Here is a 13,107-nt window from a genome sequence, read left to right as displayed (position 1 = left end):
AAAGTCCGTTGCGCCATGAGGATCACAATGAGCGAGCAGAGTTCCGCCGCGGGTCGACGCGGCAAGCAGTATCCCGACGCCGCGACGGCATTGGCCGACATCGTGGCCGACGGCCAGACCTTCGCGGTCGGCGGCTTCGGCCTGTGCGGCATTCCCGAGGCGCTGATCGCCGCATTGCGCGATTCTGGCGTCAAGGGCATCACCGCGATCTCCAACAATGCGGGCGTCGATGGTTTCGGCCTCGGCCAGCTGCTGGAAACCCGGCAGATCCGCAAGATGATTTCCTCGTATGTGGGCGAGAACAAGGAGTTCGAACGCCAGTATCTGGGCGGCGAGCTGGAGCTCGAGTTCAACCCGCAGGGCACGCTGGCCGAGCGGCTGCGCGCGGGCGGTGCGGGCATCCCGGCGTTCTTCACCGCGACCGGCTACGGCACGATCGTCGCCGAAGGCAAGGAAACGCGCGAGTTCGACGGCAAGCATTACGTGCTGGAAACCGCGTTGGTCGCCGATGTCGCGCTGGTCAAGGCGTGGAAGGCCGACACCGCCGGCAACCTCGTGTTCCGCAAGACCGCGCGCAACTTCAATCCCGCCTGCGCGATGGCCGGAAAGGTGTGCGTGGCCGAGGTCGAGGAGCTGGTCGAGATCGGGGACATCGATCCGGACCAGGTGCACCTGCCTGGCATCTATGTTGACCGCATCGTCGTCAACGCGACGCCCGAAAAGCGCATCGAACAGCGCACCGTGCGAGGAGCGAAGTAATGGCCTGGACCCGCGATGAAATGGCCGCGCGCGCTGCGCGCGAGCTGACCGACGGCGCCTACGTGAACCTCGGTATCGGCCTGCCGACGCTGGTGGCGAACCATATTCCTGACGGTGTCGACGTGTGGCTGCAGAGCGAGAACGGCCTGCTCGGCATCGGCCCGTTTCCGGCCGAAGACGAGGTCGACGCCGACCTCATCAATGCCGGCAAGCAGACCGTTACCGCACGCAAGGGCGCGAGCTACTTCGGCAGCCACGATTCCTTCGCGATGATCCGCGGCGGCCACATCGATCTGGCGATCCTCGGCGCCATGCAGGTCACCGGCAGCGGCGATCTCGCCAACTGGATGGTGCCCGGCAAGATGGTCAAGGGCATGGGCGGCGCGATGGATCTCGTCGCCGGCGTCAAGCGCGTCGTCGTGCTGATGGAACACGTCGCGAAAGACGGCAGCCACAAGATCCTGCCCGAGTGCACCCTGCCGCTGACCGGCGTCGGCGTGGTCGACCGGATCATCACGGATCTGGCGGTGTTCGACGTGGCTGCCGATGGTCTGGTGCTCGTCGAGATGGCGGAGGGTGTGGACGCCTTGGATCTGCAGGACAAGACTGGCGTGAAGTTCAAACCCGCGGGCCCTCAACCCGCTGATTCCGTATAGGGCATCCGGATTCGGGGGTCTGCTGCGACCTCCTTGACCTGGTGGCGCTCGCATGCGGTGTAACCAGCGCGGCGGACGGACTCCACGAGGAACCGTTCCGTCGCATGCGCCCACGTGCCGTCGATCTGGCCCAGCTCCGGTTCAAACAGATCATCGGCAAGATGTGCATCGAGCAGGGGGCGCAACGCTTCCAGTCGCCACCACCCCATGCTGCCCGCGACAAAATAGTGCACATCATTTTCGGTTTCTGCTGCAGCTGTTCCGGTCATCGTCCGGAGCTGCGTCAGGGCCTTTCCGTTGGCACCCATGTGTAGTTCGGTTCGGCACAAATGACGGTCCGGTGCAACGACACCCAATTGCGGCACGCGTGCGAACTCGGCGAGCACCAATGCCGGATTGCCTGGCTCGAGCAGATGGTCTACGAGCGCACGGCCCCACGCTGCACCGTCGTCACGATGCGTTGTTCGCTTTGTGTGGAGTTTCAGCACGACACCTACGCCCTCGTCCAGCAATCGGTCGGCAATCTGCAAAAAAGGACGCATATCGCGGCCGCGGTTCGGCGACACGTGAATCTCGGCCTGAAGTGTGGTGTCAGCCAGTCGGTCGCGCACGGCTGCCTCGTGCTCTGGCGTCGTGGTGAGGATGATTCGCCAGCGGATTCCACTCGCTTGAAGCGCTGCCAGAATGTCGTCGAGAATCTCGACGTACCACACGTGGATCACGACGCAAGGCGTCGAATTCGTCGCGGTGACCGCGGATGTCAATCCCGCACGCGTTGCCGTCAGCCAAGCATGACCAAGCCGCGTGTCCGGCTCCAGCACCGCGCCTTCGGCCCACTCGTTCCACGCATTGACGAAGACGATCCGGTCGGCCGGCGCGACGTCGCGCAGGCGACCGTGGATCGTCGCGCGCAGCCAGTCGCGATAGCCGCGCGGCGACGCATGCGCGAACACGCGGCCGCGCCCGGAGCGCCGCGGTTCGTTGTCCCATCCGGGATTCACACCCGGATAGAGTGGATACGACGGCATCGGACGGACGGCCGCGTCTGCTGCGAGCGCGCGCCAGTCGAGCACGTCTCCGTTGAAATCCGGGTTGAGCAGTGTCTGCCTGTCGACGATCGATCGTGGCGTGCTCATGTTGGGCGGAAACTCGATCGCCACATCGAAACCGATGTCACGGGGATCGGGACGTTCGAAGCCCTGTACATACGCGAGCTGGAGTTCGCCGATGCCGGCGTCGCGGCACCAGTCGCGCCAGCGGCCTGCTGTGGCCGCGACATCGGGCAGCAGGTGCGGACGATAGACGAGCAGCAGCGGTTTGCCGTCGACCCGGATGTAGCGGGGATCGCGCAGGTAGTCCGCGATGTGCGCGATGAACGCGATATCGTCCTCGGCGTTGTGCGACTGCGCGACGAGAACGTCGTCGGCGCGGCCGTCCCAGCGGCGCGACCAGTTCTCGTTGGCCCAGCACAGGCACAGCGGCAGTTCTATCGTCGGATCGTCCAGCCAGCCACGTAGCGGCGCTTCCAGTAGCGTCATGCCACCGAACCAGTAGAAATAGCTGCAGAAGCCTTCGATGCCGGCCTCGCGCGCAAGGGCCGCCTGCGCGCGCATGACATCGGGTGCACGCAGATCGTAGAAGCCCAGGTCGGCAGGCAGGCGCGGTTGCTGGTGGCCTTCGAACTGAGGCAGTGCACGGGTCACGTTGTGCCATTCGGTGAACCCGGCTCCCCACCAGACATCGTTCTGGGGAATCGGATGGAACTGCGGCAGGTAGAACGCGATCAGGCGTGCGGACACGTCCGTCGGGGGCGGATCCGTGATCCGCTCCCGATAACCGATGGCGCGTGCGCCAGCGCGGGAACGCGGACGCATCTCACGTCTCGTGCCTGCATCCTGACCACGCGGCGGCGGCGGAACGAGGTGACTGTAGCGATCGAGGAAACGCGCACGCAGACGATCGCGTGTCGCGACAGTCATCGGGACGCAACGGAATGCGAAGCGCAGGAGCTTGAATGCGAAGGTGCGCAGTCGACGGCTGGACATCGGCACATGATCCCAGATTCCGCGCACGCTCACGACCCGAGCTGTTACGGTCTGACCATGGGACCCGACCTGCGCGACACAAACGGATGGACGTTGCAGGCAGGCTGGCTGCCCGAGGCCCACGCCACGGCGGCGCTGGAAGCGTTGTTGGCCGACATCCCCTGGACGCGCCATCGCCTGCGCATCTTCGGGCGCGAGGTCGATGCGCCCCGACTCAGCTGCTGGATCGGCGATCCAGAGGCGATGTATCGCTATTCGGGCACGCGGTTCGAGCCCGAGCCGTGGCCTGCGGCACTCGTGCCGGTGCGCGATGCGGTTTCCGAGGCGGCAGGCGTCGGTTTCAACAGCGTGCTCGCCAATCTCTATCGCGACGGACAGGACGCGATGGGCTGGCACAGCGACGACGAGCGCGAACTGGGGCCCGAGCCGGTGATCGCGTCGTTGAGTCTGGGCGCGACGCGTCGCTTCGTGCTGAAGGCGCGGATGGCGGACGCGGACGGGCAGTTCGCGCGGCATGTGCTGGAGCTGCCGCACGGCAGTCTGCTGGTGATGCGCGGCGACACGCAGACGCGGTTCCGGCATGCGCTGCCGCGGACGGCGCGGCCGGTCGGGCCGCGGGTCAATCTGACGTTCCGGCGGATCCTGACCTGAGTCAGGTCGTCGGGACGGCACCGCGGGTCGCCTACCCGCGTCGTCGGACGCGACTGCAGATCAGCCACGCGCGCCGGACGAGACGCGACGCAAGAAAAGCGCGGCGAAGACGCGACTCAGCGGCGCGGCGCGGGCGACGCCGGCGGCTTGCGGTCGTGGGTCATTTCGTGCGCGTTGCCCGACTCGAGGATCCAGCCGACCATCTCGCCGCTGATGCTCTGCAGGGCGACCGAGAACGCGTCGACGACCTGCGCGACTTCGGTGCTCGACGCCGGCTGCGCCGCAATAAACGTACGCGAGCCCACGACGGTCTGGTCGATGTTGTGGATCAGCTTGACGTTGGCTTCGATCGTCGCCGCCGGCAGCACGTTGCCGTTGTAGTCGGCCTCGAAGCGGCGCAGGTCGATGACCAGCTTGTAGTCGGCGGTGATGCCGGCGCCCTGACGCGCGACGGCGGGAATGTTGCCCGAGTCTTCCATCGTGCGCAGCACGGTGTCCTGCAGCATGTCGGTCGGCGTTTTCGCCCAGCTGGCGCCGCGGTAAACCTGCAGTTCGGCGGGCGTCGGGCGCACGGCGATGCGGAAGCTGTCGATCATGCGCGCGGCGGTCGGCGGGCTCAGCGTGAGCTGCCACTCGGCGCGCGGCCACGCGGGATTGGCTTCGACGCGGGGATCGGGCGCATAGATCGTAGAACGGTCGCGCTCGCCGCCACCGCCGCCCAGCAGCGAGCTGCAGCCGGCGAGCAGGGTGCCGAGCGCGAGTGCGACGGCGAGACGGGGCAGGGCGCGTCGCGCGGAGGTCGTGGGCGTGATCATTCGGGTTCGAATTCCTTCGGCGCGTCGCGGCCGAGCAGGTAACGCGCGGGATTGGCGTCGAGACGGTCGCTGATGCGGCGCAGGTCGCGGACCAGCGAACGCAGTTCGCCCAGCGTCGGGCCGAGCTGCGACAGGCCGTCGTTGGCGAAGCTGCTGATCGCCGCGCGGTTCTCGTTGAGGATGGTATCGGCGCCGCCAGCGGCCGAGTCCATGCGCGCGAGCGTGCTTTCCAGGCTCGACACCAGGCCCGGCAGCTTCTGCACCAGCTCGCGGTCGAAGTTGGTCATCGCGCGGTTGGTCGTGGTCAGCGTCTGCTCCAGCTGTTCGCTGGCGGTCCGCGCATTGACGATGATCGCGGCGAGATCCTCGCGCTGCCCGGCGACCGATCCGGTCATGCCTTCGATGTTCTCCAGCGTGTTGGAGATGCGCGCGACGTTCTCCTCGCTCAGCACGCGGTCGAGGCGTTCGACGAGGCGGTTCGCAGTGTCGGAGATGTTCTGCAGCGCCGAGGCTTCGGTCTGGATGATCGGCACGCGGTCGCTGTCTTCGGACACCAGCATCGGCGCTTCGGGCGAGCCGCCGGTCAACTGGATGATCGGCGAACCGGTCAGGCTGGTCATCGACATGCGCGCACGGGTGTCGGTCTTCACCGGCGCATTGGCCTGCACGCGCAGCCGCGCGATGACCTGGCGCGGGTCCTGCGGCGCGAGCTGCAAATTGTCGACCGTGCCCACGGCGATGCCGTTGTACTGCACGCTGCTGCCCTCGGTCAGGCCGGTCACCGGCTCGCGGAAGACGACGTCGAACTCGTTCCAGCTGCGGTCGGACGAATACTTCGCCGCCCACAGCGCGAAGCCGAGCAGAGCGATCGACGCGATGAGCGTGAACGCGCCGATGAGGACGTAATTGGCTCTGGTTTCCATCAGTGGGCTCCCGGGGCGTTGGCCCTGGCGTCGCGTGCGGCACGGCCGCGCGGGCCGTGGAAATAATCCTGGATCCAGGGATGGTCGACCTGTTCGATCTCCGCCACCGGCGCCACCGCGATCACCTGTTTGTCGGCCAGGACCGCGATGCGGTCACAGATAGCGTACAGAGTGTCGAGGTCGTGTGTGATCAGGAACACGGTCAGTCCCAGCGCTTCCTGCAGCGTGCGGATCAGGCGGTCGAACGCGGCCGCGCCGATCGGATCGAGACCGGCCGTGGGCTCATCGAGGAACAGCAGCGGCGGGTCGAGCGCCAGCGCCCGCGCCAGGCCCGCGCGCTTGCGCATGCCGCCCGACAGTTCCGCCGGCAGCTTGTCGAGCGCATTGGCCGGAAGGCCGGACAGTTTGACCTTCAGCAGCGCCAGCTCGTAACGCAAGGAATCGCGCAGATCCGGATGGTGTTCCTTCAGCGGCACCTGCACGTTCTCGCCGACGGTCAGCGACGAGAACAGCGCGCCGTCCTGGAACAGCACGCCGGTGTTGCGTTCGATGTGCCGGCGCTCCTCGACGTCGCGCGACAGCGCATCGGCGCCCAGCACCTCGATGGTGCCCGCCTGCGGCGGACGCAGCCCCAGGATGCTGCGCATCAGCACCGACTTGCCCGTGCCCGAACCGCCGACCACGCCGAGTATCTCGCCGCGACGCACGTCGAGATCGAGGTTCTCGTGCACGGTCTGCGCGCCGAAACGGTTGACCAGGCCACGCACACGGATCGCGATCTCGTCGCCGAGGTCATCCTGCGCATGCGGATCGCGGGCGGGCGTGTCGGACATCGTCACCATCCCACGTGCATGAACCAGATCGCGGCGAACGCATCGAACACGATCACCAGCGAGATCGTCTGCACCACGCTCGAGGTCGTGCGCTCGCCGACCGACTGCGCCGTGCCCTTGACCTGCAGGCCTTCCAGGCAGCCGATCAGGCCGATCACCATCGCGAAGATCGGCGCCTTGGACATGCCGACGAAGAAGTGCCGGACGTTCATGGTCTCGTACATGCGCGCCATGTAGGCCTGCGGCGGAATGTCGAGACTGAAGGCACCGACGGTCAGGCCGCCGATGAGGCCGGCGATCATCGCGATGAAGGTCAGCAGCGGCAGCATCACCATCAGCGCGACCACGCGCGGAATCACCAGCAGATCGACCGGGTCCAGCCCGAGCGTGCGGATCGCATCCACTTCCTCGCGGCTCACCATCGCGCCGATCTGCGCCGTGAACGCACTGGCGGTGCGACCGGCGAGCAAGATCGCCGTCAGCAGCACGCCGAATTCGCGCAGGAACGCGATCGACACCAGTTCGACGACGAAGATCGTCGCGCCGAATTCGGCCAGGACGGTCGAGCCGAGAAAGGCGATGACCGCGCCGACCAAAAATGAAAGCAGCGCGACCAGCGGCACCGCGTCGAGACCGACCTGCTCCATGTGGTGCACGGTCGAGGTCATGCGGAAGCGTCGCGGCGACACCAGCAGGCGTCCGAGCTTGAGCAGGGTTTCGCCGAGGAAGCTGACGAGCGCGACGATCTCGCGCCAGTTGTCGTGCATCGTCTCGCCGAAACGTGCGAGCGCGGCATACACGCCGTAATCGCGCTTCTTCTTCGGCCGGTCGTCGGCGACGTCCTCGATCGCCTCGACCAGCGCGTGGTGGTCGTCGCGGAACCGGAACGTCGAAAAATCCAGGCCGCGTTTTTCGGCGAAGCGCAGCAGCTGCAGCACGCCCACCGAGTCCAGCCGGTCGACGCCGGTCGCGTCCACGTCGCCCGCCGGCGCCTCGTGCGCGCGCAGGACCGTCTCGATGTCGCCGGCGTAGGCGAGCGTCCAGTGACCGCGCAGCCGCAGCGATCCACCGTCACCGGAATCGGCGCTGGGCGTGGCGTGACGGGGGACGGTCATGCAGGCATCGGTCGGTCGAGGTGCAAACGCCGGTGAGCATACCGAAATCAGGTGTGAGGCCGCGCATCACGGCGGCGCGGCCTACCGGGCGCCCGGCGCGACGTGCGATCCTGTGTCGATGTCCGGCGCCACCCCGCTCACCACTGCCAGCTACGCCACGCGCATCGCCTTCGTGGTCGAGCTGGCCGAGCATCTGCATGCCTACGGCACCACCGCGCAGCGCCTCGAAGGCGCGGTGATCGCGGTGACCCAGCAACTCGGTATCGACTGCGAGCCCTGGGTGAATCCGACCGGCATGGTGCTGTCCTTCAGCGATCCGCTGCGCCCGCCGGGCGACAGCGACACCACGCGCGTGATCCGCATGTCGCCGGGCGACGTGAACCTCTACAAGCTGTGCGAGACCGACCGCATCGCAGAGCAGGTCATGGCCGGCGAGATGGATCTGGCCGAAGGCTACGCCGCGCTGCGCGCGCTCGACGCACGCGAACCGCGCGCCTGGGGCAAGGCGGCGCAGGTCATGGGCTTCGCGATGGTCGCGATGGGCGTTGCCGGCCTGTGGCGGCTGCCGTGGGCCGACATCGCGACGGCGGGCACCATCGGCCTGCTCATCGGTCTGCTCGACCTGGTCACGCGCAACGGTACGCGGCTCAAGGAAGCGCACGAAGCGCTGGCCGGCATGGTCGCGGGCGTGGTCGCGATCCTGGTGTCGGCCTTCGTCGCACCGCTGAATCTCAATACCGTGGTCATTGCCTCGCTGATCGTGATGCTGCCGGGTATGGCGCTCACCAATGCGATCAACGAACTGACCAGCCAGCATCTGGTGTCGGGCACGGCGCGCTTCGCCGGTGCGATCACGACGGTGCTCAAACTCACCATTGGCACGATCATCGCGCTCACGCTGATGCAGATGCTCGGCGTCACGCCGAACGTGCGCGCGCTGCGGCCGCAGCCCGACTGGGTGGAATGGGCGGCGCTGGCGACCGCGGCCGGGGCGTTCGCGATCCTGTTCCGCGCCGGGCGCCGCGACGTGCTGCTGGTCATGGGCGCCGCCGCGTCGGGATATCTCGTCTCGCGCTGGGTCGGCGCCGCACTCGGTCCGAATATCGGCCTGTTCGTCGCCGCGCTGGTGACCACCGCGGCCGGCAACGGCTACGCGCGCTGGGCCAACCGTCCGGGCGCGGTGATCCGGGTGCCGGGGCTGATCATGCTGGTGCCCGGCAGTAACAGCCTGCGCGGTCTGATGAATCTGGTGCAGCAGCAAGACATGGCCGCCGGCCAGGAAGCGGCGCTGGTGGTGATGAACATCGTGCTGGCGCTGATCGCCGGCCTGCTGTTCGGCAACGTGCTGCTGCCGGCGCGCAAGAACCTCTGAGCCGCATACGCAAACGCCCTCCGGTCGGAGGGCGTTTTCGAACGTCACTGCGCGGCGCGAACCGCCAGGCTCACTTCTGGATCAGGAACTCTTCCAGCTTGCGGCCCTTCTTGGTGTGCGCGGCTAGCCACAGCGGCTGCTTGCCCCGACCGGTCCAGGTCTCGGCCTTGTTCGCCGGATTGCGGTACTTCGGCGCCACCTTGCCGAGCTTGCGACCCTTGGTCGCGCTCTTGCGCGTCGCAGGCGCAGCCGCGGTCGATGCCGCGCGCGGTGCGCTGCCACCGAACAGCTCGGCGATGCTGTAACCCTCGGCCGCGGCCATGTCCGTCAGCTTCTTGCGCACGGCCGTCAGCGGCTTGCGCTTCTTCAGCGTCGTCTTGCGCTCCTTGGCCTGGGTGATCAGCGCGTCGAGCTGCTGGGGTGAAAATGCATTGAGGTCAAACGCCATTTGAGTCGGCTCCGGCTGATTATTGGGAATACCAGTCCATTGGCATGGGCGGCATCTTAATCCGGTTTATCGCGGGTCGACAAATACCGCGCACGCGTCAGCGCGGCCCGCTCGTGCAGGCCGCGTGAACATTCGGGATTATCCGGCGGTAAATGCCGCCGGTTTCGCGCAGGAAACCCTCAGCCGCGCAGGCGCGAGAACAGCGCCGCGCGATCGAGATTCTCCGATTCGCTGGCATGGCGCGCGCGATACTCGAACGCGCCCGATTCCAGTCCGCGCGCCGAAACCACCACGCGATGCGGAATGCCGATCAATTCGATGTCGCCGAACATCATGCCGGGGCGCAGGCCGCGGTCGTCGAGCACGGTTTCGAACCCGGCCGCGCCGAGTTCGCGATACAGCGCGTCCGCGGCCTCGGCCACGTGCGCCTCGTTCTTCGGATTGATCACGCACACCGCGACCTGCCACGGCGCCATTGCGAGCGGCCACACGATGCCGTTCGCGTCGTGGTTCTGTTCGATCGCCGCCGCGACGATGCGCGACACGCCGATGCCGTAGCAGCCCATGAAGGGCACGCTCGCCTTGCCGTTGGCGTCGAGCACCTTGAAGTGCATGGCCTCGGCGTACTTGCGGCCGAGCTGGAACACGTGGCCGACCTCGATGCCGCGCGCGATCTTCAGTTCGCCGCCGTCTTCGGCGCGGTCACCGGCGACGACGTCGCGGATGTCGGCGACCACGTCGGCCTCGGGCAGATCGCGGCCCCAGTTGACGCCGGCGATGTGGAAGCCGGTGGCGTTGGCGCCGACGACGAAATCGGCCAGTGCGGCGACTTCGAGATCGGCGACGACGCGGATCGGCCTGGCGGCGCCGATCGGTCCGAGGAAGCCCGACGCCGCGCCCAGATGCGCGGCGATTTCCGCTTCCGTCGCCATGCGGTAATCGGCGAGGCCGTCGACCTTGGCGAGCTTGATCGCATTGACCGCATGGTCGCCGCGCACCAGCGCGAGCACGAAGGCCTCGCCGGCCATCAGCGCGATCGACTTCGCGGTGCGTGCGAGCGGAATGTCGAGCAGGGCGGCGACGTCTTCGCAGGTCTTCTGCGTCGGCGTGTCGACCTTGCGCAGGGTTTCCGATGCCGCCGGACGCGGCGCGGGCGCAGCGGCGCGCGCGGCTTCGACGTTCGCGGCGTATTCCGAGCCGGTCGAGAACACCAGCGCGTCTTCGCCCGAATCGGCGATGACGTGGAATTCCTGCGAGGCGTCACCGCCGATCGCGCCCGAATCGGCCTGCACCGAGCGGAACTCGAGACCGAGGCGGGTGAAGATGCGCGTGTAGGCCGCATGCATGGCCTGGTACGACGCGGCCATGCCGGCCTCGTCGATGTCGAACGAGTAGGCATCCTTCATCAGGAATTCGCGCGCGCGCATCACGCCGAAACGCGGGCGGATCTCGTCGCGGAACTTGGTCTGGATCTGGTAGAAATTCACCGGCAGCTGCTTATAGCTGGCCAGTTCGCTGCGCGCGAAATCGGTGACGACTTCCTCGTGCGTCGGGCCGAAGCAGTACCAGCTCTCCTTGCGGTCCTGCATCTTCAGCAGCTGGCCGCCGAACTTCTCCCAGCGGCCGGTTTCTTCCCACAGCTCGCGCGGCTGCACGGCCGGCATCAGCAGTTCGATCGCGCCGGCGGCGTTCATTTCCTCGCGCACGATGCCTTCGACTTTGCGCAGCACGCGCAGACCCAGCGGCGACCACGTATAGAGACCGGCGCCCAGCTTGCGCAGCATGCCGGCCTTGAGCATCAGCTTGTGGCTGGTGACCTCGGCATCGGCGGGCGTTTCTTTCTCGGTGCGGAGATGGAACTGCGACAGGCGCATCGGCGGCTTCTGGCTGGGAACGGGGGGCGATAGTGTGCCACGCGCCCCGCGCGTGCCGGCCTGCCGGCCGGGTGTCAGCGGCAGTAGGCGCGAACCGCGGCTTCCGACAGCGCGAGCTGGTCGGCGCGTTCGCTGCCGGCGAGTTCGCGCGGCTTGCCGTCGGCGCCGAGCTGCTGCACCGCGCCTTCGCCCTTGAGTGCGGCGACGTTGGTGCGGGCGAGTGCGCACTGGCTGTTGTCGCCCCCCGCGCTGGCGGTGGTCGCCGCCTGCGCCGCCGCGGGTGCGGCCGCCGGTGCAGGTGTGGCCGCCGTGGACGACGCGGCGTTGCCGTGCACGTTGCGCACTTCGAAACGCGTGCCGGCCGGTGGCGGTGTCTGCGAATAATGGGTGACGCCGCGCGCGTCCTTCCAGCTGTAGACCTCGCTGGCGGCGAGTGGCGCGGCGGCGATGAGCAATGCAAGGGCGGTCACGAAAGTGCGGCGCATGGCGGTCCCCGGCAGGTGCTCGAATGTGGCGGCGATTGCAGCACTCCGGGGCCGCAGGCGCAACCGCTGTCGCCGGCCGGCCCGATGCAGGCGCTACACTGGCCCGCATGAGCCAACCCGACCCGACCCCGCGCCGCGGCCGCGGCATCTACCTGCTGCCGAATCTGTTCACCACCGGCGGCCTGTTCGCGGGATTCTTCGCGATCATCGCCGCATCGCAGGGCCGCTTCAGCGCCGCATGCATCGCGATCTTCGTCGCCGCGGTGCTCGACGGCATCGACGGCCGGGTCGCACGCCTGACCAATACCCAGAGCGAATTCGGCGTCCAGTACGACTCGCTGGCCGACCTGATCAGTTTCGGTCTGGCGCCGGCGCTGGTGATGTACCACTGGTCGCTGATGGCGATGCGCCTCGACGGCACCACGCTCGGCAAGATCGGTTGGCTGGGCGCATTTCTCTATGCCGCCTGCGCGGCGCTGCGCCTGGCGCGGTTCAACAGCCAGGTGGCGACGGTCGACAAGCGTTATTTCGTCGGCCTGGCGAGTCCCGCGGCGGCGGGCCTGATGGCGAGTTTCGTCTGGACCTGCCACGAGCTCGACTTCACCGGCGACGCGCTGCGCTACGTCGCGCTCGCGGTCACGGTGGTCTGCGGCCTGCTGATGGTCAGCCGCATCCGCTACACCAGCTTCAAGGGCAGCGGCACCGGGCCGAAGTCCGATCGCGTGCCGTTCGTGGCGCTGGTCGTCGCGGTCGGCCTGCTGATCGCGATGTGGGTGGATCCGCCCAAGACCCTGCTGATCGCCGCCGTGCTTTACGCATTGTCCGGTCCGACGCTGTGGCTGCTGCGCCGCCGCGGAGGCGCCGAGGCCGCCTCGTGACCTGGGATGCGCTGCAGATCGCGGCGCTCGATGCGCTGGGCCACGACCGCTATCGCGTGCAGGTGCCCGGGCAGGTGTTGCCGGACGACCCGCTCGTCGACCCATTGCTGCGCGCTGCCGGCCTGCATCGCGATGGCGATGGCGCGTTCGCCTTCGTGCGCAGTCTCGGTTCGTTGACCGATCTGCGCTCGGCGTCGGCCAAGCGTGCCCTGTGGCCGCGGCTGCGTCGGTTGCGCCGCCATGGCGGCTGAGC

Annotated in this window: 14 protein-coding genes; 6 read left to right on the top strand and 8 right to left on the bottom strand. The window is 67.7% G+C overall.

The window, feature by feature from the left end; translation table 11 throughout:
- The first annotated feature begins 27 nt into the window (after positions 1-27).
- Both AC3A5T_RS15515 and AC3A5T_RS15510 read left to right on the top strand, forming a co-directional pair.
- Positions 28-759, top strand: a complete 732-nt coding sequence (locus AC3A5T_RS15515; RefSeq protein ID WP_487629321.1) for a CoA transferase subunit A — start codon at positions 28-30, stop codon at positions 757-759.
- Positions 759-1,415: a CoA transferase subunit B gene (locus tag AC3A5T_RS15510; RefSeq protein ID WP_487629320.1), complete on the top strand. Its 657-nt coding sequence runs from the start codon at positions 759-761 to the stop codon at positions 1,413-1,415. The genes AC3A5T_RS15515 and AC3A5T_RS15510 overlap by 1 nt, the downstream gene beginning before the upstream one ends.
- Here AC3A5T_RS15510 and AC3A5T_RS15505 read toward each other — a convergent pair.
- Positions 1,394-3,460 (bottom strand): glycoside hydrolase family 99-like domain-containing protein, encoded by a 2,067-nt coding sequence (locus AC3A5T_RS15505; protein WP_487629319.1) that lies wholly within the window; start codon positions 3,458-3,460, stop codon positions 1,394-1,396. The two genes, AC3A5T_RS15510 and AC3A5T_RS15505, sit on opposite strands and share 22 nt — an antisense overlap.
- A 57-nt stretch (positions 3,461-3,517) precedes the next feature.
- Here AC3A5T_RS15505 and AC3A5T_RS15500 point away from each other — a divergent pair, with 57 nt between their 5' ends.
- Positions 3,518-4,111, top strand: a complete 594-nt coding sequence (locus tag AC3A5T_RS15500; protein ID WP_487629318.1) for an alpha-ketoglutarate-dependent dioxygenase AlkB family protein — start codon at positions 3,518-3,520, stop codon at positions 4,109-4,111.
- A 116-nt stretch (positions 4,112-4,227) separates the two neighbouring features.
- On the opposite strand, the gene AC3A5T_RS15495 is transcribed toward AC3A5T_RS15500, so the two are convergent.
- The 4 genes from AC3A5T_RS15495 to AC3A5T_RS15480 are packed head-to-tail and all read right to left on the bottom strand — an operon-like array spanning position 4,228 to position 7,797.
- Entirely contained in the window at positions 4,228-4,926 is a 699-nt protein-coding gene (locus tag AC3A5T_RS15495; protein WP_487629317.1) for an ABC-type transport auxiliary lipoprotein family protein, read from the bottom strand.
- The gene (locus AC3A5T_RS15490; protein WP_332078269.1) at positions 4,923-5,849 is read right to left on the bottom strand and encodes an MlaD family protein; all 927 of its coding nucleotides are present in this window, start codon (positions 5,847-5,849) and stop codon (positions 4,923-4,925) included. Before AC3A5T_RS15490 ends, AC3A5T_RS15495 begins: the two co-directional genes overlap by 4 nt.
- Entirely contained in the window at positions 5,849-6,682 is an 834-nt protein-coding gene (locus tag AC3A5T_RS15485; protein WP_487629316.1) for an ABC transporter ATP-binding protein, read from the bottom strand. Before AC3A5T_RS15485 ends, AC3A5T_RS15490 begins: the two co-directional genes overlap by 1 nt.
- Positions 6,683-6,684: 2 nt before the next feature.
- On the bottom strand, positions 6,685-7,797 hold the full coding sequence (locus tag AC3A5T_RS15480; RefSeq protein WP_332078271.1) for an ABC transporter permease: 1,113 nt from the start codon (positions 7,795-7,797) through the stop codon (positions 6,685-6,687).
- A gap of 118 nt (positions 7,798-7,915) precedes the next feature.
- On the opposite strand from AC3A5T_RS15480, the gene AC3A5T_RS15475 reads away from it, so the two are divergent.
- Complete coding sequence (locus AC3A5T_RS15475) at positions 7,916-9,169, top strand: threonine/serine exporter family protein (protein ID WP_332078272.1); 1,254 nt, start codon at positions 7,916-7,918, stop codon at positions 9,167-9,169.
- 70 nt (positions 9,170-9,239) lie between these two features.
- Here the strand turns inward: AC3A5T_RS15475 and AC3A5T_RS15470 are convergent, their stop codons facing one another.
- From AC3A5T_RS15470 to AC3A5T_RS15460, 3 genes are all read right to left on the bottom strand, one after another.
- Positions 9,240-9,617, bottom strand: coding sequence for an H-NS histone family protein (locus AC3A5T_RS15470; protein WP_487629315.1), 378 nt, complete (start codon positions 9,615-9,617; stop codon positions 9,240-9,242).
- A gap of 179 nt (positions 9,618-9,796) precedes the next feature.
- Positions 9,797-11,491 carry a proline--tRNA ligase gene (locus AC3A5T_RS15465; protein ID WP_487629314.1) on the bottom strand — a complete coding sequence of 565 codons (1,695 nt, stop codon included), beginning with the start codon at positions 11,489-11,491 and terminating at the stop codon, positions 9,797-9,799.
- A gap of 74 nt (positions 11,492-11,565) precedes the next feature.
- Entirely contained in the window at positions 11,566-11,976 is a 411-nt protein-coding gene (locus AC3A5T_RS15460; protein WP_487629313.1) for a DUF4124 domain-containing protein, read from the bottom strand.
- A gap of 107 nt (positions 11,977-12,083) precedes the next feature.
- Here AC3A5T_RS15460 and pssA point away from each other — a divergent pair, with 107 nt between their 5' ends.
- The gene (gene pssA / locus AC3A5T_RS15455; protein ID WP_332078276.1) at positions 12,084-12,854 is read left to right on the top strand and encodes a CDP-diacylglycerol--serine O-phosphatidyltransferase; all 771 of its coding nucleotides are present in this window, start codon (positions 12,084-12,086) and stop codon (positions 12,852-12,854) included.
- Positions 12,851-13,105 (top strand): hypothetical protein, encoded by a 255-nt coding sequence (locus tag AC3A5T_RS15450; RefSeq protein ID WP_487629312.1) that lies wholly within the window; start codon positions 12,851-12,853, stop codon positions 13,103-13,105. Before pssA ends, AC3A5T_RS15450 begins: the two co-directional genes overlap by 4 nt.
- Positions 13,106-13,107: the final 2 nt, after the last annotated feature.

The sequence above is a fragment of the Luteimonas sp. Soil_C_16 genome, from assembly GCF_057657295.1.
The sequence above is the reverse complement of the archived record's forward strand: the minus strand, read 5'-3'. Positions and strand labels throughout refer to the sequence as shown.

What these genes read in the sequence shown, in the direction of transcription:
- AC3A5T_RS15515 (WP_487629321.1), top strand. Translation starts at nt 28, where the DNA reads ATGAGCGAGCAGAGTTCCGCCGCGGGTCGACGCGGCAAGCAGTATCCC.
- AC3A5T_RS15510 (WP_487629320.1), top strand. Translation starts at nt 759, where the DNA reads ATGGCCTGGACCCGCGATGAAATGGCCGCGCGCGCTGCGCGCGAGCTG.
- AC3A5T_RS15505 (WP_487629319.1), bottom strand. Translation starts at nt 3,460, where the DNA reads ATGTCCAGCCGTCGACTGCGCACCTTCGCATTCAAGCTCCTGCGCTTC.
- AC3A5T_RS15500 (WP_487629318.1), top strand. Translation starts at nt 3,518, where the DNA reads ATGGGACCCGACCTGCGCGACACAAACGGATGGACGTTGCAGGCAGGC.
- AC3A5T_RS15495 (WP_487629317.1), bottom strand. Translation starts at nt 4,926, where the DNA reads ATGATCACGCCCACGACCTCCGCGCGACGCGCCCTGCCCCGTCTCGCC.
- AC3A5T_RS15490 (WP_332078269.1), bottom strand. Translation starts at nt 5,849, where the DNA reads ATGGAAACCAGAGCCAATTACGTCCTCATCGGCGCGTTCACGCTCATC.
- AC3A5T_RS15485 (WP_487629316.1), bottom strand. Translation starts at nt 6,682, where the DNA reads ATGTCCGACACGCCCGCCCGCGATCCGCATGCGCAGGATGACCTCGGC.
- AC3A5T_RS15480 (WP_332078271.1), bottom strand. Translation starts at nt 7,797, where the DNA reads ATGACCGTCCCCCGTCACGCCACGCCCAGCGCCGATTCCGGTGACGGT.
- AC3A5T_RS15475 (WP_332078272.1), top strand. Translation starts at nt 7,916, where the DNA reads ATGTCCGGCGCCACCCCGCTCACCACTGCCAGCTACGCCACGCGCATC.
- AC3A5T_RS15470 (WP_487629315.1), bottom strand. Translation starts at nt 9,617, where the DNA reads ATGGCGTTTGACCTCAATGCATTTTCACCCCAGCAGCTCGACGCGCTG.
- AC3A5T_RS15465 (WP_487629314.1), bottom strand. Translation starts at nt 11,491, where the DNA reads ATGCGCCTGTCGCAGTTCCATCTCCGCACCGAGAAAGAAACGCCCGCC.
- AC3A5T_RS15460 (WP_487629313.1), bottom strand. Translation starts at nt 11,976, where the DNA reads ATGCGCCGCACTTTCGTGACCGCCCTTGCATTGCTCATCGCCGCCGCG.
- pssA (WP_332078276.1), top strand. Translation starts at nt 12,084, where the DNA reads ATGAGCCAACCCGACCCGACCCCGCGCCGCGGCCGCGGCATCTACCTG.